Below are 19509 nucleotides of genomic sequence, written 5' to 3' on the forward strand. Positions count from 1 at the left end.
GGGACGACAGAAAGCGGAATTAATTCCTCCAGAAATTCGACATTGCGGGTGGTCCGGGATTCGCGTAGAACCATTGCGCCCCAGGCTGGCCGAGAAATTTGCCACACAGCAGGACATCTAATTCGCGAGAGGAAATAAATGCCGACCTTGCATCAACGGCGTCGTAGACGCCGCATCGGCGGGCAACGGCCCGCAACCGCGGCAGTCGCCGCCGCACTGGCACTCGCCGCCTCGCTGCTGGCCACCCAGACCGCGGACCGTGCTTCCGCCGCGTCCGTCGGCGCAGCTACGACTGCTCAGAGCACAGCGGAATCCCGCGCGCTGGCGAAGGCCGTCACGTCGGGCGAACCGGTGGAGGTGATCGCCCACCGGACGGAAACAGTGCAGGTCTTCGCCAATCCGGACGGCTCCTTCACCCAGGACACCTATGCGCTGGCCCAGTTCGTGCGCAAGGACCGCAAACTGGTGCCGATCGACACCGCCCTCAAGGCGAATGCGGACGGAACTTTCTCCCCCGCCGCCACCGAAGTCGGGGTCAAGTTCTCCGGCGGGGGCGAGGGCCCGCTGGCGACCGTGACCCGGGACGGCCGGAGCCTGTCGATCGGCTGGCCCAAGCCGCTGCCCAAGCCCGTCGTCGACGGAGACACGATCACATACGCGAACGTGCTGAACGACGTCGACCTCAAGCTCAAAGCGAACTCAGCCGGTTTCAACGAACTTCTGGTGGTCAAGAGCGCGGCGGCCGCCGACGACCCGGCGCTCGCTACGATCAGCCTGCCGTTGAGCACCGCAGGTCTGACCGCAGCCGCGGACGATCACGGCAACCTGCGAGTGACCAACCCGGCAGGGCAGGAGGTTTTCACCGCGCCGACCCCCCGCATGTGGGACAGCTCCACCACCCAAGCCAGCACACAGACACTGGCCCACACGGCGCAGGAATCCTCGTCCGGACCGCAAACCACCGATGAGTTCGAGCCCGGGCCTGGCGCCCAGCAGGCGGCCGTACCCGTCGCCGTCACCGCCCATGAGCTCAAGCTCACGCCCGACGCGGATGTCATGACTGGCCAGGACACCACCTACCCGGTGTACATCGACCCCTACGTCGAAGGGTCGCGCTACTCCTGGACCATCGCCTACAAGAAGACCCCCACCACCGCCTACTACAACGGCGCGGGCTTCAACGGCGGCACCACCACCGCCCGTGCAGGCTACGAGAACGAGACCAACGGCCTGGCCCGCTCCTATTTCCGCATGAACACCAAGAACCTGTGGAGCACCAACAAGCAGGTCACCAAGTCCACGTTCCGGATCAAGAACACCTGGTCCTGGTCCTGCACCGCCAAGCCCGTCGAGCTGTGGCGCACCTCCGCCATCACCTCCTCCACCACGTGGAACAACCGCCCCGCCCGGCAGGAGAAGATGGCCACCGTCACCGATGCCAAGGGCTGGAGCTCCAGCTGCCCGGCCGGCAACCTCGCCTTCAACGTGACCGGGGGAGCCCAGGACGCCGCAGCGGGCAAGTGGAGCACCATCACCTTCGAACTCGCGGCCTCCAACGAGTCCGACGTGTACGGCTGGAAGAAGTTCGACGCCAAGTCGGCCGTGCTCTCCACCGAGTACAACACCGTCCCCAACGCCCCCACCGGCCTCGACACCTCCCCCAGCGTCGGCGGCTGTGACACTGCTGCGCCGTACTCCGTGATCGGTAACACCGACGTCTATCTGACCGCCAAGGTCTCCGACGCCGACGGCGGCACCGTCAAGGCCGAATTCCGCCTGTGGGGCAGCAACAACCTCTCCAGCGGCTCCGAGATCTTCGACCAGACCGTGTCCGTCACCTCCGGCACCGTCGCCAGAGCCCGCGTCCCCAAGGCCACACTGGCCGCGAAGGAGACCGTCGCGCACGGCACCTTCGTCTGGAAAGTCCGCGCCTACGACGGCGCGGCCTACTCGGCCTGGACTCCCACCACCACCTGCGGGTTCGGCTTCGACTCCACCCGCCCCTCCAACCCGCCCGGGGTGACCTCCACGGAATTTCCCGACGGCAGCGACGGCTGGCCCGCCGTGACCGGCAGCGTGCGCACCAAGGGAACCTTCACCCTTTCCGGCGCAGGCATCACCGACGTCACCAAGTACGAGTACTGGACGGACACCGACCCCACCGTACGCACCGCCACACCCGGCAGCGCCGGTGGCAACGTCAACGTCACGTTCACACCGACCAACGCCGGGACCAACCACCTTTACGCCCGCAGCCTGGACAGGGCCGGCAACAAGTCGGACACCGCCGACTACCCCTTCTACGCCAACGGTCTCAAGACAGCCGACAAGGCCGGAGACGTCAACGGCGACGGCAACAGTGACCTGTACGGCATCGCCAAGGACGGCACCCTCAACCGCTTCTACGGCGCCGGCGACGGAACCCTGACACAAGGTGCCGAGGCCGCCGCCACGGGGAACTGGACCGGCACCAAGATCACCCGACGAGGTGACTGGACCGGCGACGGCTACGAGGACCTCATCTCCCTCGAACACGACGCCACCACAGACACGAACCGGCTGCGGATCCATCCCAACGACGGCTCCGGCTTCGCCTGCACCGACTGCCCCGGCACAGGCAAGGACCAGCGCGAACTCACCGTCTACGACGATGCCAACAACCACTGGAGCAACGGCGTCAAGCAGATCCTCGCCGTAGGCGACGTCGACGGACCGCTGGACATCGACGCCGACGGCACCCCGGACACCCCCGGCTACCCCGACCTCGTCGTCAACGACGGCACCTTCGTCTGGCTCTACTACGGCAACAGCGACGACCGCCTCGACAGCGACCGCGACCCGGTCCTCCTGGGCGGCCCCGAAGACCCCCTCGCCACAGGAACCTCAAAGATCAACGAGATCACCCTGGCCGCACCCGGAGACTGGAACAACGACGGCCAAGCCGACCTCGTCGTCCGATACGACCGCCCCGACGTCGGAGGACTCTGGGTCTTCCACGGCGTGCAAGACGACAACGGCTACGACATCGGCGTCACCAACCGCACAACGATCGGCACCAACTGGAGCACCAGCACCGTGCCCACCTTCACAGCCGCACCCGATGCCGACAACGACGGCAAACTCGACCTTTGGGCCATGACGCCGAACTCCGGCAGGATCCGAGCCTTCCGTGGCATAACCGCCAGCGGAACAGAGCAGGTCACCGTGGCATCCGAAGCCTTTACCGGCTACCAGGCCATCGGCTAACCCACTGGCCACGACCACTCTGACACCGGCGAAACACGCGGCCCGCCCCCCGTACGACCCGGATGCCCGTATCCGGGCCGCACGTGGCGGCGGGCCCAGCCGGCCTCCAACTGGGTGAGGTCGAGTCGGACGAGGATGCGGCCGTACGGGATCCTCAGGAGGAGACGGCCTGACCGTGACGGCTGTGCAACTGCTCCGCGAGCGGGGTCAACCGAAGACCGCCCGGCTGATGTCGTACACGGCCTGCCAGGTTCCGGGCCGCACCGCCCATGTCGCTGGCATCGAGAATCTGGCCGATCTCGCTTGGGTGCCCCAGGGAGTACCTCGACGCGGCCCTGCTTTCCTGAGTGCCTCTGAGAGCAGTGCGCTCCGGCAGCGAGGCCATGTTGCGCACCTCCTACGCCGCACGGAAGGTTCCCGCCACGAACCAAGAGGTGAGATACACCTCGTCGTGAACTTCGGTCCCTGGCGGTATGAACGAGCTACGAGCTCCAGAGCGAGCGCGTTTCCGAGGTCATCGTCCGCCTTCGTTCTCTACGGCATCCTCGGTGTCCGCTACGGCCAAGCGCATGCCGCGGGACTCGGCGACGCGCAGGGCGTCGGTCAGGCACTCGGCGAGCCGGATGCCGGCGTAGCGGACCTCGGTGTACGGCGACGCGGAGTCGTCCAGCACCTGGCGTGCGAGGCCGAGCACGGCGCTGCCGGTGGCGAGCTGGACGGCCTCCAGGTCGTCGGCGAGACGGGAGAGGCGGCTGCCCTTGTCCTCGGTCACCAGGTAGCAGGGTTTGCCCTCGGGGGACGGCCAGGGCAGGAGTCGGGGGGTGGTCACGCCGTTCACGCCGTTCATGTATTCCATCAGGCAGCCACCTCCTGCGCGCCCACGATGTGCTGGTCGAGGTCGATCCCGAAGTCGGCGGCGAGGACGAGGGCGAGACGGCGACGCTGCTGGAGCGCGGCTTCCCGGTCGTGCGCGGCGAGGTAGGGGCGCACGAGGAGGGAGTCGGTGCCGTCGAGGGGGGTGACGAGGCCGTACGGCGAGCGGTGGAGGGGGAGCTGCGGGGGCAGGGGGGTGGGGTGGTGACGTACGGCGGTGATGTGAAGGCAGAGGCGGGGGTGACGGTGGGTACGGCGCCGTTTGCCTGTGCCGGGCGCGAAGAGAAGGCGCACCCATTCGAGGGCGCGGCGGATAAGGTCGTGCATGTCGACGCTCCTTGAGCAGCGTTGGCCATGCCCCGGGAGGTCTAGCCACCTCGCCGGGGTCTTGTTCTGTTTCGAAGCTACACCGAGATACAGACCTCTACATACAAGTACAGAGGGATCCACACGATCGTGCAGGTCGCTATCGCTCTACGTTGGACATATGAGCGATGCAGAAGAGTCGGAAGCCATCCTTGATCCGATGAGCGCGAGACCGCTCTACGCACAGTTGGCCGACGTCATCGCCAAGAAGATCGCGTCTGGGGAACTGGCTCCGGACAGGCCCATCCCCTCGGAGAACCACCTCGCTGACGAGTACGGCGTAGCGCGACTGACGGCACGGCGGGCCGCACAGGAACTCCGCGAGCGCGGGCTGATCGTCACTGTCCGCGGCAAGGGGTCCTTCGTCGTCGAACAGCCACCCGGCGACGCGCCTGAGGAGCGTGGACCGACCGACTGAGGAAGCCGCCCACCGGGGTACGGCCAGGCAGGGTTGCCCCCAAGGACACCAACCGTGCCCCCAGACGTGCACCCGGGGCCGTTTCGACGGACGCGCTTCGCGCGTGACGGTGAAAGACGTCCTGACGCGTACCCCGAGGAGAGCACAGCATGCCGTCCTACCTGTCGCCCGGCGTATACGTCGAGGAGGTGGCCAGCGGCTCCCGCCCGATCGAGGGGGTGGGCACCTCGGTGGCGGCCTTCGTCGGGCTCGCCCCGACCGGCCCGCTCAACGAGCCGACCCTGGTGACCAACTGGACCCAGTACGTGGCGGCGTTCGGTGACTTCACCGACGGCTACTACCTGGCGCACTCCGTCTACGGGTTCTTCAACAACGGCGGTTCCGCCGCCTACGTCGTCCGTGTCGGCGGTTCCCCGGCGGGCGCGGGCGGGGACGCCAAGTCCCCGGCGGCCGTGACCGGTTCCGCCGCCCCCGCCGCGCTGCCGGCCGGCGAGCCCCGGCAGCTCGGCACGTTCGCCGTGACGGCCGTGGCGCCCGGCAACCTGAGCGTCGAGGTCGCGGACGCGGAGGGCGAGGGCCCCGCCGAGCGCTTCAAGCTGATCGTCAAGGACGGCGACAAGGCCGTCGAGACGTTCGACGTGTCGGCGAAGAAGGGCAACCGCTCCTACGTCGTCACGCAGGTCAAGGAGCGCTCCAAGCTCATCACCGTGACCGAGGCCGCGCCGGCGGCGCAGCTGGCCCGCCCGGAGAACCAGACGGTCGCGCTGCCGTCGGCCCCGGCGTCCGCCGCGCCCGCCGTGCCGTCGGAGGAAGCGGCCACGGCCGGCCCGGCCCAGTACCTGGGCGACAGCTCCGACCGCACCGGCTTCGGCGGCCTGGAGGCCGTCGACGAGGTGTCCATGGTCGCGGTGCCCGACCTGATGGCCGCCTACCAGCGCGGCGCGATCGACCTGGAGCAGGTCAAGGCCGTCCAGCTCGGCCTGATCGCGCACTGCGAGCTGATGGGCGACCGCGTGGCGATCATCGACCCGCCGCCGGGCCTGAATGCCCGTCAGATCCGGGTCTGGCGCCAGGAGACGGCCGGCTACGACTCCAAGTACGCGGCCCTGTACTACCCGTGGATCAAGTCCTTCGACCCGGCGTCCGGCCAGGCCCGGCTGATCCCGCCGAGCGGTCACGTGGCCGGCGTGTGGGCCCGCAACGACTCCGAGCGCGGCGTCCACAAGGCTCCCGCCAACGAGGTCGTGCGCGGCGCGGTGGACCTGGAGATCCAGATCACCCGCGGCGAGCAGGACCTCCTCAACCCGATCGGCGTGAACTGCATCCGGGCGTTCCCGGGCCGGGGCATCCGCATCTGGGGCGCCCGCACCCTGTCCTCCGACCCGGCCTGGCGCTACCTGAACGTCCGCCGGTACTTCAACTACCTGGAGGAGTCGATCCTGATCGGCACCCAGTGGGTGGTGTTCGAGCCGAACGACCACGCCCTGTGGGCCCGGATCCGGCGCAACGTCTCCGCGTTCCTCGTGAACGAGTGGCGTTCGGGTGCTCTGTTCGGCGCCCGCCCGGAGGAGGCGTACTACGTCAAGTGCGACGAGGAGTCCAACCCGCCGGAGTCGGTCGACCTCGGTCGGGTGGTCTGCGAGATCGGCATCGCGCCGGTCAAACCGGCCGAGTTCGTGATCTTCCGGCTGGCCCAGTTCCAGAGCGGAAGCGGCGAGCTGGAGGAGTAGGCGCACGGCGCCGCGCCGCGCCGCGCCGCGCCCCTCCACTTCCGCAGACCGCAGACCGCAGACCGCAGACCGCAGACCGCAGTCAACTCCCTTAGAAGGAACCGAAGATGAGTCTCCAGCCGGGTGACGCCCTTACTTCACACAATTTCGGCCTGCAGATCGACGGCGTGATGGTCGAGTACCTCGCCGAGGTCAGCGGCCTCAGCCTCGAACAGGACGTCATCGAGTACCAGCAGGTCTCCGCGCAGGGCAAGCCCGTCACCAAGAAGCTGCCCGGCGTGAAGAAGGCGGGCACCTGCACGGTCGTGCGCGGCATGACCCAGTCCGCGGCGTTCAACCAGTGGATCACGGAGTCGATCAACGGCGTCATGGGCACCGCCCGCAAGAACGCCACGATCATGGTGATGGACTACCAGAACAACCCGGTCAAGCGGTACAACATGCGCAACGCCTGGTGCAGCAAGATCGACACCAGCTCGGTGAAGGCGGGCGAGGCCTCCGCGCTGACCGAGACCGTGACGATCACGTTCGAAGAACTGGTCATCGAGTAATGCGGCGTACGGCTGTACGGGGGCCGGTGGCGGGAGCGGACGCGGGAGCGCAGACGGTCGTCGGGGCGCAGCCTCAGGAGGCCGCCGCCCTGCTCCTGCCGGCGGCGCCCACGCCCGCGCCGATGCCGGCCCCGGTGCAGCAGCAGCGACTGCAGACGGAGTTCCCCTTCGAGCTGCCGCGCGGCTACGTCGACGAGGCGGGCACGGTCCACCGCGACGGCGTGATGCGCCTCGCGACGGCGCGGGACGAACTCGTCCCGCTGCGGGACATCCGCGTCCAGGAGAACCCCGCCTACCTTTCGGTGGTCCTGCTCGGCCGGGTCATCACCCGCCTCGGCACGCTCCCACTCGTCCACGACGGGGTGGTGGAGAACATGTTCGCCTCCGACCTGGCGTTCCTTCAGGACTTCTACCGCCAGATCAACGCCGAGGGGCACACCCGCGCCTCGGTGCAGTGCCCCCACTGCTCGGAGCCCTTCGAGGTGGAACTCGGCGGGAGCCGCCTGGGGGAATCGTGACGTACGCGACCGACCGGCTGCACGAGGAGATCGCGTACGTCGCCTACCACTTCCACTGGAGCCAGGACGACATCCTGGACCTGGAACACCACGACCGGCGCCGTTACGCCGACCAGATCGCGTCCCTGGTGACCAGGGGCCGGGCGGAGGGCTGAGCCATGGGGTTCCTACAACGGTTGCGGGGCGGACGCGGGGATCGCCGGGATCGTGAGGGTCGCGGGGACGGCTCGGGTACGCCGTCGGCTGCGGCGGGCGGCGCGGTCGACACGACACCGACGCCGACGCCGGCATCGACGTCAGTACCGGCACCGGCACCGCGCGTCGTGACAGCCGCCTGGCCGTCGCTTCCGCCCATCCAGCGGACGGCGGCCGGGGGTACGTCGGGTGTCGCCGACGCCGGCTTCGGCGGCCGACTGGCCACCTGGCAGAACCCCTCCTTCACCGCCACCCGCTCCCCCGCGGTACTGGACGCGCGGCCGGGCGGCCTGATGAGCAGCCTGGCGACGGCGACACCGGTCGAGCAACCCGAGCGGGTGGCTGCGCCGCCCCGGCCGACGCCCCTACAGCGCACGACGCCTCCAACCGGGGCACCGGTGCCGTCCGGCCGGCCGGCACCCGCGTACCCGACTGCGGCGAGGGTTCCGGCGACTCCGACCGCGGCGAGGGTTCCGACCACTCCGGCAGGTCCGGCGGCTCCGGCGGCCGCGGTTCCCCCGGGAAGGCCGGCGGTGCCCGTGGTGTCGGCACAACCGACGGCGCCGGTCGCTCCCACCCCCGCTGCCGCCCTCCCGGCGCGGGGCATCCGGGTGTCCCCGGCAGGCCCGGCGACGACATCGGCCCCGACGCCGTTGACCAGGTCCTCGTCAGCACCGGTCCAGCGCCGTACGCTGCCTGCCCGGCCGACGCCCGCACCCGCGTCGACGTCCCCCGGCACCGGTTCCGCGCAGGCCTCCGGCCGGGGCACGGACACCGACGGCGCAGGCCCGACGACCGGCGAGGAACCCGCGCCGGGCCCGCGACCGGCCCCCTCGGCCGCCGTCGCGGGGCCGGCAGCGGCAAGGACGGCCCCGACCCCTGCGGCCCCGACCCCGCCGGCCGGCGGACAGCCGGTGGCGCTGCAGCGGGCGGCGACGCCCCAGCACGAGGTCTCCGCACCGACCACTCACCAACCGGTCGGACTCCAGCGGACGGTAACCCGTCACGAGACCTCCACGCCGACCGACTCCCGGACAGCGGAAGGCAGCCCGACCTCCCCCTCCGCACGGCAGCCGGTCGGCGTCCAGCGAGCGATACCCGGCCACGCCGCTTCCACCCTGGCCAACTCCCCTACAGCAGAGGCCAACCCGATCTCCCCGGCTCCTCAGCAGCCGGTCGGACTCCAGCGGGCGATACCCCCGCACGAGGCGTCCATCCCGACCACCTCCCGCCCAGCAGAGGCCAACCCGACCTCCCCCTCCGCTGAGCAACGGGTCGGACTCCAGCGGGCGAGACCCCGCCACGACGCCCCCACCCCGGGCAACTCCCGCCCGGCGGAGGGCGGCCCGACCTCCCCCTCCGCTCAGCAGCCGGTTCGACTCCAGCGGGCAGTACCCCGTCGTGCGGAGGACGTGCCCGGCAACTCCCGTCCGACGGCGCCCAGTCCGGACCCGGTCCGAGTACGGCGTGCGGTGCCGGGCTCGGGTGACGTCGGTCCCTCGGCGGCGCGCGGTGCCACGCCCGCCGCGCCGACCGGATCCGTCCGGCCCTCCCCGGCGACCCCGGCGACCATGGATGCCTCTTCTGCCGTGTCGGGAAGTTCGCCGTCTCCGGGGGCGTCGTCGGCGGCGACGGTTCCGCCCGTAAGCCTTGCCGGATCCCCTGCAGCGACTGTCGGGCACAGCGTGCAGCGCGCTGTCACGGGGCGTACGGCTTCGTCGCCCCCGAGCGGCAGCCCGTCACCAACGCCGGTCGCGCCCAACGCAGCGCACCCGCCCAGCGCGGCCACACCCCGCGCCGCGAGCAGACGCCCCACCCCCGCCGACACCCACACCGGGTCGTCGGCCACCCGCAGTTCCGGCCCCACCCCGGCCCCGGGCAACAGCGGCCGGACGTCGTCCCCCGTCGTCCAACGCACGGCGACGACACCGACCTCGACCACCGGCCCCAGCTCAGCCCCCGCCCCGAGCGACAGCGGTCGGGCCTCGACCACGGGCCCAGGCCCAGGCCCAGGCCCCAGCTCAGCATCCGCCTCGGCCCCCCGTTCGACCTCGGGCTCGGCCCCGGGCTCGACATCCAGCTCGGCCCCGGGCTCGGCCCCGGGCTCGGCATCCAGCTCGGCCCCGAACGACGTCGGCCGTATGTCGTCCCCCGCCGTGCAACGGACGGCAACGGCAGTCGGCTCGACCTCGGACCTGGCCGCCGCCCCGGGCCCCCACTCGGGTTCAGCCTCAAGTGTGGGTGGCCGCACTTCGCCCCCCGCCGGGGAGCCCGCGGCGACGCCACGCGTCTCGAACACCCCGCCCGCCCCGGCCGGCCCCGCCCGGCCCGTGGCCGCAAGCGGTTCGTCGCCGACGTACACCGGTCCGGCGATACCCGTGCGCCCGGCAGCCGACTCCCCCGCTCCCCGTACCGGTGCAGCGTCCCCGTCCTCCTCCGTCACGCCCACCCCCCGACGTCGCGCAGGCCTCGGCGCCCCCACGAACCTCCCCCCGGACCGACCGCGCCCGACGACACCCCCCAACGCCACGGCGCCGTCACCCCGTACGACCACTCCCGCGTCCAGTACCCCGAGTTCACGGACGGAGCCGCTCCCCCCGCTCCAGCGCTCCACCCCCCTCGGCGCCCCCGTACAGCGCGCCGCAGCACCGACGCCTCCCGCGCCGCCCTCCCGCCCCGCGCCCGCGCGCCCCGTGCTGGGCAGTCCCCTCTCCACCCGCCCCGCCGACGCCAAGCCGCTCGCCGCACCGAGCGCCGCCGCCCCCGTCGCGCCCAAGGCCGATGCCCCCCGTACGACGACGGCCCCGACCGCCACGCCCGCCGTCGTACAACGCACCGCGGCAACACCCACGACCTCACTCCTCCCGCCGCCCACCTCCGCCGCCCCGGTCGCCCCAACCCCGCTGCCGGCGTCCACCGCACTGCCGCTGCCGCTGCCCGCCCCGGCGACACCGACCACCAGCACTTCCCGCACCAGCTCCCCCACCAGCTCCGTCACCCGCGCGGTCCGCCCCACGACGACAACCGGCACATCCCCGGTATCCCCCTCCCCCTCCCCCTCCGTCGTACAGCGCCGCGCGGCCACCGCACCCGTACCACTGCGCCGCCCCACACCCGGCGCACCCGCAGGCCGTCCCGTGGCCCGCCCGTACCCCACACCCGCAACCGCAGCAGCCGCTCCCGCACTCCCTCTCCCGAACGCCGCACCGCTCCTCCCGAACGCCGCACCGCTCCTCCCGGGAGCCCATCTCCCCGCCGCACCACTCCCGCCCGTTCACTCCGCCACCCCCGCGCGCCCCACCCGCCAGGCTCGACCCCAGCCCCAGCCCCAGCCCCAGCCCCCCACGATCCAGCGGCGTACCGCCGTCGCCCCCGCCCTCCCGGCCGCCGCCACCGCGGCACCCACCCCCCCGAAGGCTCCCCCGCCCCCTCCTGGCGGCGACCCGCACTCCGCATGTCCCAAGTGCGGCGAGCCGCACCGGCCGTTCGACCCCCGCGCCCTCACCGACTTCCAGCTCGACGAGCTGACGCACCGTCTGACCGGTCGCATCACCCGACTCCTGCGCACCGAACTCCGACTCGACCGCGAACGAATCGGCAGACTCCGCGACCCCCGCCGCTGACCCGGCGGTCACCCGAATCACCGCGCCCCCGCCCCTCCACCCCGGCCCCTCCACCCCGGCCCCAGTCCCCCACCCCTCCCCCTCTCCCAGAAAGGCCAGGCGGCTCCGATGCCCTCCGATCTCGACCCGGGCTCCACGATCTTCTTCACCCTGACCATCGACGGCGAGAGCCTCGGTTACTTCAACGGGTGCGAGGGGCTCTCGTCCCAGGTGGAGATCGAGCACCGCCAGGAGGGCGGGAACAACGGCTTCGTCTGGGCGCTGCCCTCCCGCGTCACGTTCTCCAACATCCGGCTGACCCGCCCGCTCACCCCGGACACCGCCAAGGTCGCCAAGTGGATCTCCTCGGTGACCACCGGCGTGACCCGGCCGACCGCCCAGATCGCGGCGCTGCGGGCGGACGGCTCGGAGGTCGCCCGGTGGGGCCTGATCGACGTGCTGCCGGTCAGCTGGCAGGGGCCGTCGCTCAGCCCGGACAACCCGGGCGTGGCCACGGAGGTCCTGGAGATCACCCACCACGGCTTCACGGACTAGGCCGGAACCGAGCGGATCGGAACGGATCCGAACGTACCTGAACGAACCTGAACGGACCTGAACGGGCCGGATCGAAATGGTTCGGAACGGGTCGGAACCGGTCGGAACGAAACAGAACTTAACGGGACGGAAGAGGCACAGAACATGGCCAAGGGAAGCAAAGGCGGCGCCGGCAAGAGCCTGGTCCGTGCCACTCTCGCGATCCACGAGCCGCCGGTCGGCACCAGCACCACCCCCGGCGGGCTGATCAAGTCCTTCGGGTTCGACTTCAACCCGGCGCAGCTCCAGCTCGGCCGCCGCGCCCAGTGGAAGGTCACGCCGACCGCGGCCGTCCGCGACGGCTCCGTACCGGAGTTCATGGGTCCGGAACCGCGCCAGATGACCGTGGAGATCTTTCTCGACTCCTCCGACCAGCCCGGCAGCAACACCGTCCTGAAGAAGGTCGAGTCGCTGCTGGAGTGCTGCGAGGTGACGACCAAGAGCATCGCGGCCAAGCAGCCCTCGCCGCCGTGGGTGGTGTTCCAGTGGGGCTCGTTCTCGACGGCCCGCTTCACCGCCTACGTGAGCAGCATCGACGTCACGTACTCGCTGTTCGGCACCACCGGCGTCCCGATCCGCGCCACGGCACAGGTGCATCTGCACGAGATCCCCAGCAAGACGAAGGGCCAGAACCCGACCTCGGGCGCGCTGACCGCGCAACGCGTGCACCGCGTCGTCGCCGGGGACTCGCTCCAGTCGCTGGCCTGGCGCGAGTACGGGGACGCGTCCGCGTGGCGGTCGATCGCCGAGGTCAACGGCATCGACGACCCCTCCCGGCTGCCGACCGGCATCGAGCTCGTCATGCCGGCCGCAGAGGAGGTGCGCTCCTAGTGGTCCAGTCCGCGTTCTCCAGCGTCATCCAGGTCACGCTGGGCGGCCGTCCCCTCCCCGTCGACTTCGCGCCGCTGCTCGTCGAGGGCTGGGTGGACCAGGGTCTCGGTGTGCCGGCCGCCTTCCGGCTGACGTTCCGCGACCCCCACCGTCAGGTCCTGGGCAAACTGGGCGTCAAGTTCGGCATGCCCGTCGTCCTCGCGCCGATCGCCGACGGCAAGGGCGCCTCGGACCCGCTCCTCACCGGCGAGGTGTGCGGCCTGGAGGCCGACTACGACGGCACCGGCACCTTCACCGTCATCCGCGGCTACGACTTCGGCCACCGTCTGATGCGCCAGCGCCGGGTCGCCGCGTACCGCAACCAGAGCGCCTCCGACATCGCCCGCAAGCTGGCCGCGCAGGACGGCGTCCCCATCGGGAAGATCCAGTCGACGAAGACGGTCTACGAGTTCATCAGCCAGGCCAACGTCACCGACTGGGACTTCCTCGCCCGGCTCGCCGACGAGAACGAGATGGTCATGTCGGTCGACGCGAAGGGCAAGTTCCAGTTCCTCAAGCCCGACCCGGCGTCCGGCGCGCCGCCCACCTCCACGCCCGGCGACAAGAGCCCCTTCGTCCTGGAGGCGGGCACCGACATCCTGCGCCTGCGCGCCGCCGTCACCGCCGCCGAGCAGGTCGGCACGGTCGAGGCGCGCGGCTGGGACGTGACGACGAAGAAGAAGCTCACCGCCACCGCGCCCGCGAAGACCAACCCCGGCATCAGCATCGGCACGACGCCCGGCGAGGCCGCCGCCAAGTTCAAGCCGGCCAAGCTGGTCGACGCGCAGACGCCGTACGACCGGCAGTCGGAGGTGAAGTTCGCCGCCGAGGCCCTCGCCGACGACGTCACCGGCTCGTTCGCCGAGCTGGAGGTCATCGCGCGCGGCACCCCGAAGCTGCGCCCCGGCCTGCCCGTCGCCCTCGCCGACGTCGGCGACCCCTTCGAGGGCAAGTACACGGCGACATCCGTACGGCACGTCTTCGGCGACGGCAAGCACTACGAGGCCTGGGTCACCGTCAGCGGACGGCAGTGGCGGTCCCTGTACGGGCTGTCCTCCGGCGGCGGGAACGCGGCCAACGGCCTGAACCTCCCCGGCACCACCAACGCCCTGGTCACGGACGTCCAGGACCCCCTCAAGCAGGGCCGGGTGAAGCTCCAGTTCCCCTGGCTCGACGACGCCTACATCAGCGACTGGACGCGGGTCGTGCAGTGGGGCGGCAAGGACGGCGGGTCGATCTTCCCGCTCGACGTCGGCGACGAGGTGCTGGTCGCCTTCGACCGAGGCGCCCTCGACCACCCGTACGTCATCGGCGGCCTCTACAACGGCAAGGACAAGCCGACCCCCGTGAAGGACGTGCCGCTGCACGACGGCGCCCGCCGCCGCGCCGCCCGGCACACCCTGTCCGACCGGGACGGCAACCGCGTCGACCTGCTCAGCCAGAAGACCGGCGGCCGCAAGCAGGGGGTGCGGGTGACGTCCGGCGACGACCGGCTCGTCATCAACCTGGACCGGACGAAGACCGAGATCACCGTCGACAGCAAGGGCACCGTCAGCATCACCGGCAGCAGGTCGGTGTCCATCGAGGCCGGCACCGACCTCACGCTCAGCGCGCGCCGCAGGCTCACCATCAAGAGCGGCGGGCTGCTCGACATCCGCGGCACCGGCATGGTCAACGTCAAGTCGCTGACCAGCGTGGTGAACGTGGACGCGATGGGCGCGCTCAGCCTCAAGGCGGGCGGCGCCGCGACCGTCAGCGCGGGCGGCACCATCCAGGTCAACGCCACCGCCAACGTGGGCATCCGGGCCGCCACCCTCCTGCTGCAGGGCGTCGTCATGGTCAACAACAAGCCGTATCCGATCCCGTGAGGACGGCCGAGCGGCACCGGAAGAGGAGAAGGCAGGTGGCCGTCTGATGGCCGAGCAATTCGTCGGATCGGGCTGGGCGTTCCCGCTCCGCATCGGCCCCACCGGGGGCATCGCCCTGGTCAGCGGGGAGCGCGAGATCGAAGAGGCGATCCGGCTCATCCTCGCCACCGCCCCGGGTGAGCGCCCCATGCGCCCGGAGTACGGCTGCGCCATCCACGACCTGGTCTTCGCCCCGGTCAACGAGGCGACGGCCGGCCGTATCCAGCACGAGGTGTACGCCAGCCTGGACCGCTGGGAACCGCGTATCGAGGTCACCGACGTCGAGGTCACCGCGGGCGCCGAGCAGGGCGTGCTCTTCATCGACGTCCGCTACGCGATCCGCGGCACCAACAACCCGCGCAGCCTCGTCTTCCCCTTCTACGTCATTCCGTCCCACGACGAGCCGGACCTGCCCGGCTCCGGTACGGCTTCCGAAAGCGACCGCTGATGGCCCTGCCCTCCCCCAACCTGGACGACCGCCGCTTCCAGCAGTTCGTCGACGACGCCAAGCGCTACATCCAGCAGCGTGCGCCGGAGTGGACCGACCACAACGTCTCCGACCCGGGCGTGACGCTCGTCGAGACGGTCGCCCACATGGCGGACCAGATCGTCTACCGCCTCAACCGCGTCCCCGAGAAGAACCACCTCGCCTTCCTCGACCTGGTCGGCATCCGCCTCTTCCCGCCGTCCGCCGCCCGCACGGAGGTGACGTTCTGGCTGTCGGCGCCCCAGGAGGAGCCGGTGCTCCTGCCGGTCGGCACGGAGGTGGCGACGGTCCGCACGGAGAGCGAGGACGCCGTCGTCTTCGCGACGGAACGCGAACTCACCGTCGTACCCTGCCAGTTGCGCCATCTCGTGGTGCAGCACCGGGGCGAGCCGGTCACCGACCGGACCACCGACCTCACCGAGGGCAAGGACCTGCTCTGCTTCGCCGAGGCGCCGCAGCCCGGCGACTGCATGCTGTTCGGGCTGAGCGCCGCCGTCCCGCACTGCGCGGTGGTCCTGGAACTCGACAGCCGCGTCGACGGCGTCGGCGTCGACCCCCGTCAGCCCCCGCTCGTCTGGGAGGCCTGGACGGAGGACGGCTGGCAGAGTTGCGAGGTCGACCGCGACGGCACCGGCGGCCTCAACCGCCCCGGCGAGGTGGTCCTGCACATCCCCGGCGGCCATGTCCTGTCCCGCTCCGGCGGCCAGGAGGCCGGCTGGCTGCGCTGCCGCGTCACCGAGCCCCTCCCCGGCCAGCCCTTCTACACCACCTCGCCGACCGTGCGCTCCGCCGAGGTCTTCACGATCGGCGGCACCGCCCCTACCGTCCACGCGGAGACCGTCCACGACGAGGCCCTCGGCGAGTCGACGGGCCTGCCGGGCCAGCGCCTGACCCTCGCCCACGCCCCGGTCGTGGGCGACGACCCGCCGCTGCTGCTCCAGACCGCGGAACACGAGGGCTGGACCGACTGGCAGGTGGTTCCGCACTTCGCCGCGTCCGGCCCGCACGACCGCCATGTCACCCTCGACGCGGCGACCGGCGAGATCGCCTTCGGCCCGTCCGTCCGTGAACCCGACGGCCGGCTGCGCCAGTACGGCGCCGTCGCCCCCAAGGGCTCGGTCATCCGCGCCCGCCGCTACCGCACGGGCGGCGGCCGGTCCGGCAACGTCGCCCGCGGCGCGGTCCAGGTCCTGCGTACGTCCGTCCCGTACGTCTCGGAGGTCGTCAACCGCGAGGCCGCGCGCGGCGGGGTGGACGGCGAGACCGTCGAGGAGGCGAAGCTGCGCGCCCCGATCACCCTGCGCGCCCAGGAGCGGGCGGTGACCCTGCGCGACTACGAGGAACTCGCCCGCCGGGCCGCCCCGGAGACCGCGCGCATCACCTGCCTGGAGGGCGAGCCCGACGAGCACGGCTCCTACGCCGTACGGGTGTTGGTGGTCCCGCAGGCCGTACCGGACCCCGGCGGCCGCCTCCGCTTCGAGCAACTCGTGCCCGGCGACTCGCTGTTGGACCGCATCACCCGCCACCTCGACGAACGCCGCCTGATCGGGACACGGTTGGCGGTCGGCCCGCCGTACTACCAGGGCGTGACGGTCGTAGCGACGGTGCACGCCTTCCGTGGCGTCGACACCGACCGCGTCCGCCGCCAGGCCCACGACGCCCTCTACCGCCACCTCGACCCGCTGACCGGCGGTGCGGACGGCAAGGGCTGGCCGTTCGGCCGTCCGGTCCAGTCGGGCGAGGTCTTCGCGGTCCTGCAACGCGTACCCGGAGTGGAGCTGGTCGACCAGGTCACCCTCCACCCCGCCGACCCCCTGACGGGCAAGCGCGGCGAGGCCACCGACCGCCTCGACCTGGCCGCCCCGGCCCTCGTCTTCTCCTACGACCACCGGGTCCGCGTGATCGGAGACGGCTCGTGAGGGGCTCGAACTCACGTAAGGGGAAGGGGCGTTGAGAGGTTCCGTGGACGGGCTGGGCTCGTCCGTCCCGATCGGCGCGATGCTGCCGGCCGTCTTCGCGGACGACGACCTGGCGCAACGCTTCGTCGCCGGCCTCGACGAGGTCATGGCGCCCATCCTCAACGCCCTGGACTGCCTGCCCGCCTACTTCGACCCGGCCCTCGCCCCGATCGACTTCACCCGCTGGCTGACGGGCTGGGTCGGCGCGGAGACCGACGGCACGGAACCGGAGCCGAGGCTGCGGGCCGCGGTCGCGGCGGCCGCGTATCTGCACCGGGTGCGCGGCACCCGCCGAGGCCTGTCGGAGGCCATCCGGCTGGCCTTCGGCGTGGAACCGGAGATCGACGAGAGCGGCGGATCGGGCTGGAGCGCCCGCCCCCTCGGCCCGTTCCCGGGCGACCACCGCCCCCACCTGCACGTCACGCTCCGCCTGCCCGACCCCTCCCCGGCGGACGAGCACCGCCTGGACACCCTGGTGGCCGCCGCCCGACCCGCCCACATGCCGTACACGGTCAAGGTGACCGCCGCTGAAAGGACCCCGGAGAGATGACCACCCAGAACTGCCCCGAGTGCGGCACGCGCGCCGAGCCCGGCCAGTCCTTCTGCGACGCCTGCGGCGCCGTACTGAGCTGGACAGACCGAGCGACGGCACGGGCGGGCGCGGCGGCTGGGTCGGAAGCGGCGGCCGACTCGGGCTCGGGCTCGGCAGCCGGTGCGAGTGCCGGCACGGGTGCCGGCACGGGTGCCGGCACGGGTGCCGGCACGGGTGCAGGTCCGAGGGCAGGCGCGGGATCGGGCGGCACCGGCTCGGCCAACGGGTCAGCGCCCGAGGAGGCCCCGCACCCACCGTCGGTTACGCCCGGGCCGGAGGCCACCGCGAGTACCGCTGCCGACGCCGGTGCCGGTGCCGGTTCCGGTGCCGGTGCCGTATTCCGTACGCCCCCCGCCACCACGACCGCCACGACCGCCACCGCCCCGGCGGACGACGACCACGACTCGGACGACGAGGACACCACGGAAACTCCCCTCCCGGCCATCCCGCCGGAGGACGGCACCGCCGCCCCATCGCCCCCCGCACCGACCCCGACCCCGAATCCCGGCGAACCCACGCCAACCACCCCCACACCCACCGCCACCCCCACCCCCACACCCCCCGCGCTGGGCGACACGATGGCCGCGCGGGCCCGTTCCCTCCTCGTCCCCGTCGCCGACGCGGAGCCCCGCCCCGCCGCGCCCCCGTCCGTCGCGCCGGTCCTGCCGGGCCGGCCGGTCGCGGACCGGCCGCAGGTCCGCGCGCCCGGACCGGTCCAGGGCGAGCAGCACGGCGTCGCATGCCCCTGGTGCGCCACGCCCAACAACCCCGACCGGCATTTCTGCGTCCGCTGCGCGATGCCCATGACCCTCGAGGACCGCTCCTCGATCCGCCTGCCCTGGTGGCGTCGCCTGTTCAACCGCAACGGCGAGACGCCCTGGGCCGGCGACCGCCCGCGCCTGCGCCGTACGTTCGACCGCATCGTCAGCTGGCTGGTGGCCGCGGTCGTCCTCACGCTGGTGATCATCGCCGGGGTGAACACCCCGGACGCGATCCAGGCCACCCGCGACCACTTCGCCAAGCGTGCGCCGGTCACCCCGGACTCGTTCGCGGCGTCGCGCTCCTACCCGGGGCACAAGCCGGAACTGGCCTTCGACAAGCTCAACAACACCTGGTGGGGTCCCGGGGTCTCGCAGTCGGGCGAGGGCGAGTGGATAGAGGCAAGCTTCGACCAGCCGACGCGACTGCTGGACCTGATCATCACCTCGGGCACGTCGATCCGGCCCGACCAGCTCGACGACTCCGCCCTGCCCCACCGCATCAAGGCGACGATCACCTTGAAGGACGGCAGGACCACGACCCGGGAGCTCACGCTGGACCAGAGCGCGGGCGGTCAACGGCGCGCGTTCCGCGTCGGCGAGGTCACCAAGGTCCGCTTCACGATCGAGTCGTCGTACTCGGTGTCCGGGACCAAGCAGGTGTCGATAGCCGAGATCGAGTTCTTCGGCCCGTCGAGCGCGAACGCGTCCTGAACACGTCCTGAGTATGTCCTGACGGCCGAAGAGGAGGGGGGGGGGGGGGGGGGGGGGGGGGGGGGGGGGGGGGGGGGGGGGGGGGGGGGGGGGGGGGGGGGGGGGGGGGGGGGGGGGGGGGGGGGGGGGG

General features: G+C 71.7%; 17 protein-coding genes. 14 read left to right on the forward strand and 3 right to left on the reverse strand.

All coding sequences use genetic code 11. From position 1 onward, the window contains the following. Nucleotides 1-138 precede the first annotated feature (138 nt). Nucleotides 139-3246, forward strand: a complete 3108-nt coding sequence (locus ACIBTS_RS23945) for an FG-GAP-like repeat-containing protein (RefSeq protein ID WP_399321973.1) — start codon at nucleotides 139-141, stop codon at nucleotides 3244-3246. A 514-nt stretch (nucleotides 3247-3760) separates the two neighbouring features. On the opposite strand, the gene ACIBTS_RS23950 is transcribed toward ACIBTS_RS23945, so the two are convergent. Then, nucleotides 3761-4102 (reverse strand): hypothetical protein, encoded by a 342-nt coding sequence (locus ACIBTS_RS23950; RefSeq protein ID WP_399321974.1) that lies wholly within the window; start codon nucleotides 4100-4102, stop codon nucleotides 3761-3763. After that, on the reverse strand, nucleotides 4102-4446 hold the full coding sequence (locus ACIBTS_RS23955; RefSeq protein WP_399321976.1) for a hypothetical protein: 345 nt from the start codon (nucleotides 4444-4446) through the stop codon (nucleotides 4102-4104). The genes ACIBTS_RS23950 and ACIBTS_RS23955 overlap by 1 nt, the downstream gene beginning before the upstream one ends. A gap of 199 nt (nucleotides 4447-4645) precedes the next feature. Between ACIBTS_RS23955 and ACIBTS_RS23960 the strand changes: the two genes are divergently transcribed. The 5 genes from ACIBTS_RS23960 (at nucleotide 4646) to ACIBTS_RS23980 (ending at nucleotide 7857) form a co-directional block, all read left to right on the forward strand. Beyond that, nucleotides 4646-4903: a GntR family transcriptional regulator gene (locus ACIBTS_RS23960; protein WP_399321978.1), complete on the forward strand. Its 258-nt coding sequence runs from the start codon at nucleotides 4646-4648 to the stop codon at nucleotides 4901-4903. 149 nt (nucleotides 4904-5052) lie between these two features. Further along, nucleotides 5053-6633: a phage tail sheath subtilisin-like domain-containing protein gene (locus ACIBTS_RS23965; protein ID WP_399321979.1), complete on the forward strand. Its 1581-nt coding sequence runs from the start codon at nucleotides 5053-5055 to the stop codon at nucleotides 6631-6633. Nucleotides 6634-6740: 107 nt separating this feature from the next. Beyond that, nucleotides 6741-7184: a phage tail protein gene (locus tag ACIBTS_RS23970; protein WP_020132887.1), complete on the forward strand. Its 444-nt coding sequence runs from the start codon at nucleotides 6741-6743 to the stop codon at nucleotides 7182-7184. Continuing rightward, entirely contained in the window at nucleotides 7184-7702 is a 519-nt protein-coding gene (locus ACIBTS_RS23975; protein WP_399321981.1) for a hypothetical protein, read from the forward strand. The genes ACIBTS_RS23970 and ACIBTS_RS23975 overlap by 1 nt, the downstream gene beginning before the upstream one ends. Continuing rightward, complete coding sequence (locus tag ACIBTS_RS23980; protein ID WP_099936383.1) at nucleotides 7699-7857, forward strand: DUF6760 family protein; 159 nt, start codon at nucleotides 7699-7701, stop codon at nucleotides 7855-7857. The genes ACIBTS_RS23975 and ACIBTS_RS23980 overlap by 4 nt, the downstream gene beginning before the upstream one ends. Before the next feature lie 1403 nt (nucleotides 7858-9260). Here the strand turns inward: ACIBTS_RS23980 and ACIBTS_RS23985 are convergent. Continuing rightward, nucleotides 9261-9890, reverse strand: coding sequence for a hypothetical protein (locus tag ACIBTS_RS23985; protein WP_399321982.1), 630 nt, complete (start codon nucleotides 9888-9890; stop codon nucleotides 9261-9263). Nucleotides 9891-10590: 700 nt separating this feature from the next. Here ACIBTS_RS23985 and ACIBTS_RS23990 point away from each other — a divergent pair. The 8 genes from ACIBTS_RS23990 to ACIBTS_RS24025 all read left to right on the forward strand — a co-directional run bounded on the left by ACIBTS_RS23990 (nucleotide 10591) and on the right by ACIBTS_RS24025 (nucleotide 19379). Next, on the forward strand, nucleotides 10591-11520 hold the full coding sequence (locus tag ACIBTS_RS23990) for an extensin (RefSeq protein WP_399321983.1): 930 nt from the start codon (nucleotides 10591-10593) through the stop codon (nucleotides 11518-11520). Between the two features lie 108 nt (nucleotides 11521-11628). Beyond that, complete coding sequence (locus tag ACIBTS_RS23995) at nucleotides 11629-12054, forward strand: phage tail protein (RefSeq protein ID WP_079661046.1); 426 nt, start codon at nucleotides 11629-11631, stop codon at nucleotides 12052-12054. A gap of 144 nt (nucleotides 12055-12198) precedes the next feature. Continuing rightward, nucleotides 12199-12924: a LysM peptidoglycan-binding domain-containing protein gene (locus tag ACIBTS_RS24000; protein ID WP_079661047.1), complete on the forward strand. Its 726-nt coding sequence runs from the start codon at nucleotides 12199-12201 to the stop codon at nucleotides 12922-12924. Next, the gene (locus ACIBTS_RS24005) at nucleotides 12924-14831 is read left to right on the forward strand and encodes a VgrG-related protein (protein WP_399321984.1); all 1908 of its coding nucleotides are present in this window, start codon (nucleotides 12924-12926) and stop codon (nucleotides 14829-14831) included. The genes ACIBTS_RS24000 and ACIBTS_RS24005 overlap by 1 nt, the downstream gene beginning before the upstream one ends. Before the next feature lie 46 nt (nucleotides 14832-14877). Continuing rightward, entirely contained in the window at nucleotides 14878-15318 is a 441-nt protein-coding gene (locus ACIBTS_RS24010; RefSeq protein ID WP_319677128.1) for a GPW/gp25 family protein, read from the forward strand. Further along, nucleotides 15318-17276: a putative baseplate assembly protein gene (locus ACIBTS_RS24015; protein ID WP_399321985.1), complete on the forward strand. Its 1959-nt coding sequence runs from the start codon at nucleotides 15318-15320 to the stop codon at nucleotides 17274-17276. Before ACIBTS_RS24010 ends, ACIBTS_RS24015 begins: the two co-directional genes overlap by 1 nt. 31 nt (nucleotides 17277-17307) lie before the next feature. Beyond that, nucleotides 17308-17865 (forward strand): phage tail protein, encoded by a 558-nt coding sequence (locus ACIBTS_RS24020; RefSeq protein ID WP_079661051.1) that lies wholly within the window; start codon nucleotides 17308-17310, stop codon nucleotides 17863-17865. After that, nucleotides 17862-19379, forward strand: coding sequence for a zinc ribbon domain-containing protein (locus ACIBTS_RS24025; RefSeq protein WP_399321987.1), 1518 nt, complete (start codon nucleotides 17862-17864; stop codon nucleotides 19377-19379). The genes ACIBTS_RS24020 and ACIBTS_RS24025 overlap by 4 nt, the downstream gene beginning before the upstream one ends. Nucleotides 19380-19509: the final 130 nt, after the last annotated feature.

This window comes from Streptomyces sp. NPDC050121, from assembly GCF_044460385.1.
Taxonomy (GTDB): Bacteria; Actinomycetota; Actinomycetes; order Streptomycetales; family Streptomycetaceae; genus Streptomyces; species Streptomyces soliscabiei.

What these genes read in the sequence shown, in the direction of transcription:
- ACIBTS_RS24000 (WP_079661047.1), top strand. Translation starts at nt 12,199, where the DNA reads ATGGCCAAGGGAAGCAAAGGCGGCGCCGGCAAGAGCCTGGTCCGTGCC.
- ACIBTS_RS23960 (WP_399321978.1), top strand. Translation starts at nt 4,646, where the DNA reads ATGAGCGCGAGACCGCTCTACGCACAGTTGGCCGACGTCATCGCCAAG.
- ACIBTS_RS23950 (WP_399321974.1), bottom strand. Translation starts at nt 4,102, where the DNA reads ATGGAATACATGAACGGCGTGAACGGCGTGACCACCCCCCGACTCCTG.
- ACIBTS_RS23965 (WP_399321979.1), top strand. Translation starts at nt 5,053, where the DNA reads ATGCCGTCCTACCTGTCGCCCGGCGTATACGTCGAGGAGGTGGCCAGC.
- ACIBTS_RS23955 (WP_399321976.1), bottom strand. Translation starts at nt 4,446, where the DNA reads ATGCACGACCTTATCCGCCGCGCCCTCGAATGGGTGCGCCTTCTCTTC.
- ACIBTS_RS24015 (WP_399321985.1), top strand. Translation starts at nt 15,318, where the DNA reads ATGGCCCTGCCCTCCCCCAACCTGGACGACCGCCGCTTCCAGCAGTTC.
- ACIBTS_RS23945 (WP_399321973.1), top strand. Translation starts at nt 139, where the DNA reads ATGCCGACCTTGCATCAACGGCGTCGTAGACGCCGCATCGGCGGGCAA.
- ACIBTS_RS23975 (WP_399321981.1), top strand. Translation starts at nt 7,184, where the DNA reads ATGCGGCGTACGGCTGTACGGGGGCCGGTGGCGGGAGCGGACGCGGGA.
- ACIBTS_RS24010 (WP_319677128.1), top strand. Translation starts at nt 14,878, where the DNA reads ATGGCCGAGCAATTCGTCGGATCGGGCTGGGCGTTCCCGCTCCGCATC.
- ACIBTS_RS23995 (WP_079661046.1), top strand. Translation starts at nt 11,629, where the DNA reads ATGCCCTCCGATCTCGACCCGGGCTCCACGATCTTCTTCACCCTGACC.
- ACIBTS_RS24025 (WP_399321987.1), top strand. Translation starts at nt 17,862, where the DNA reads ATGACCACCCAGAACTGCCCCGAGTGCGGCACGCGCGCCGAGCCCGGC.
- ACIBTS_RS23970 (WP_020132887.1), top strand. Translation starts at nt 6,741, where the DNA reads ATGAGTCTCCAGCCGGGTGACGCCCTTACTTCACACAATTTCGGCCTG.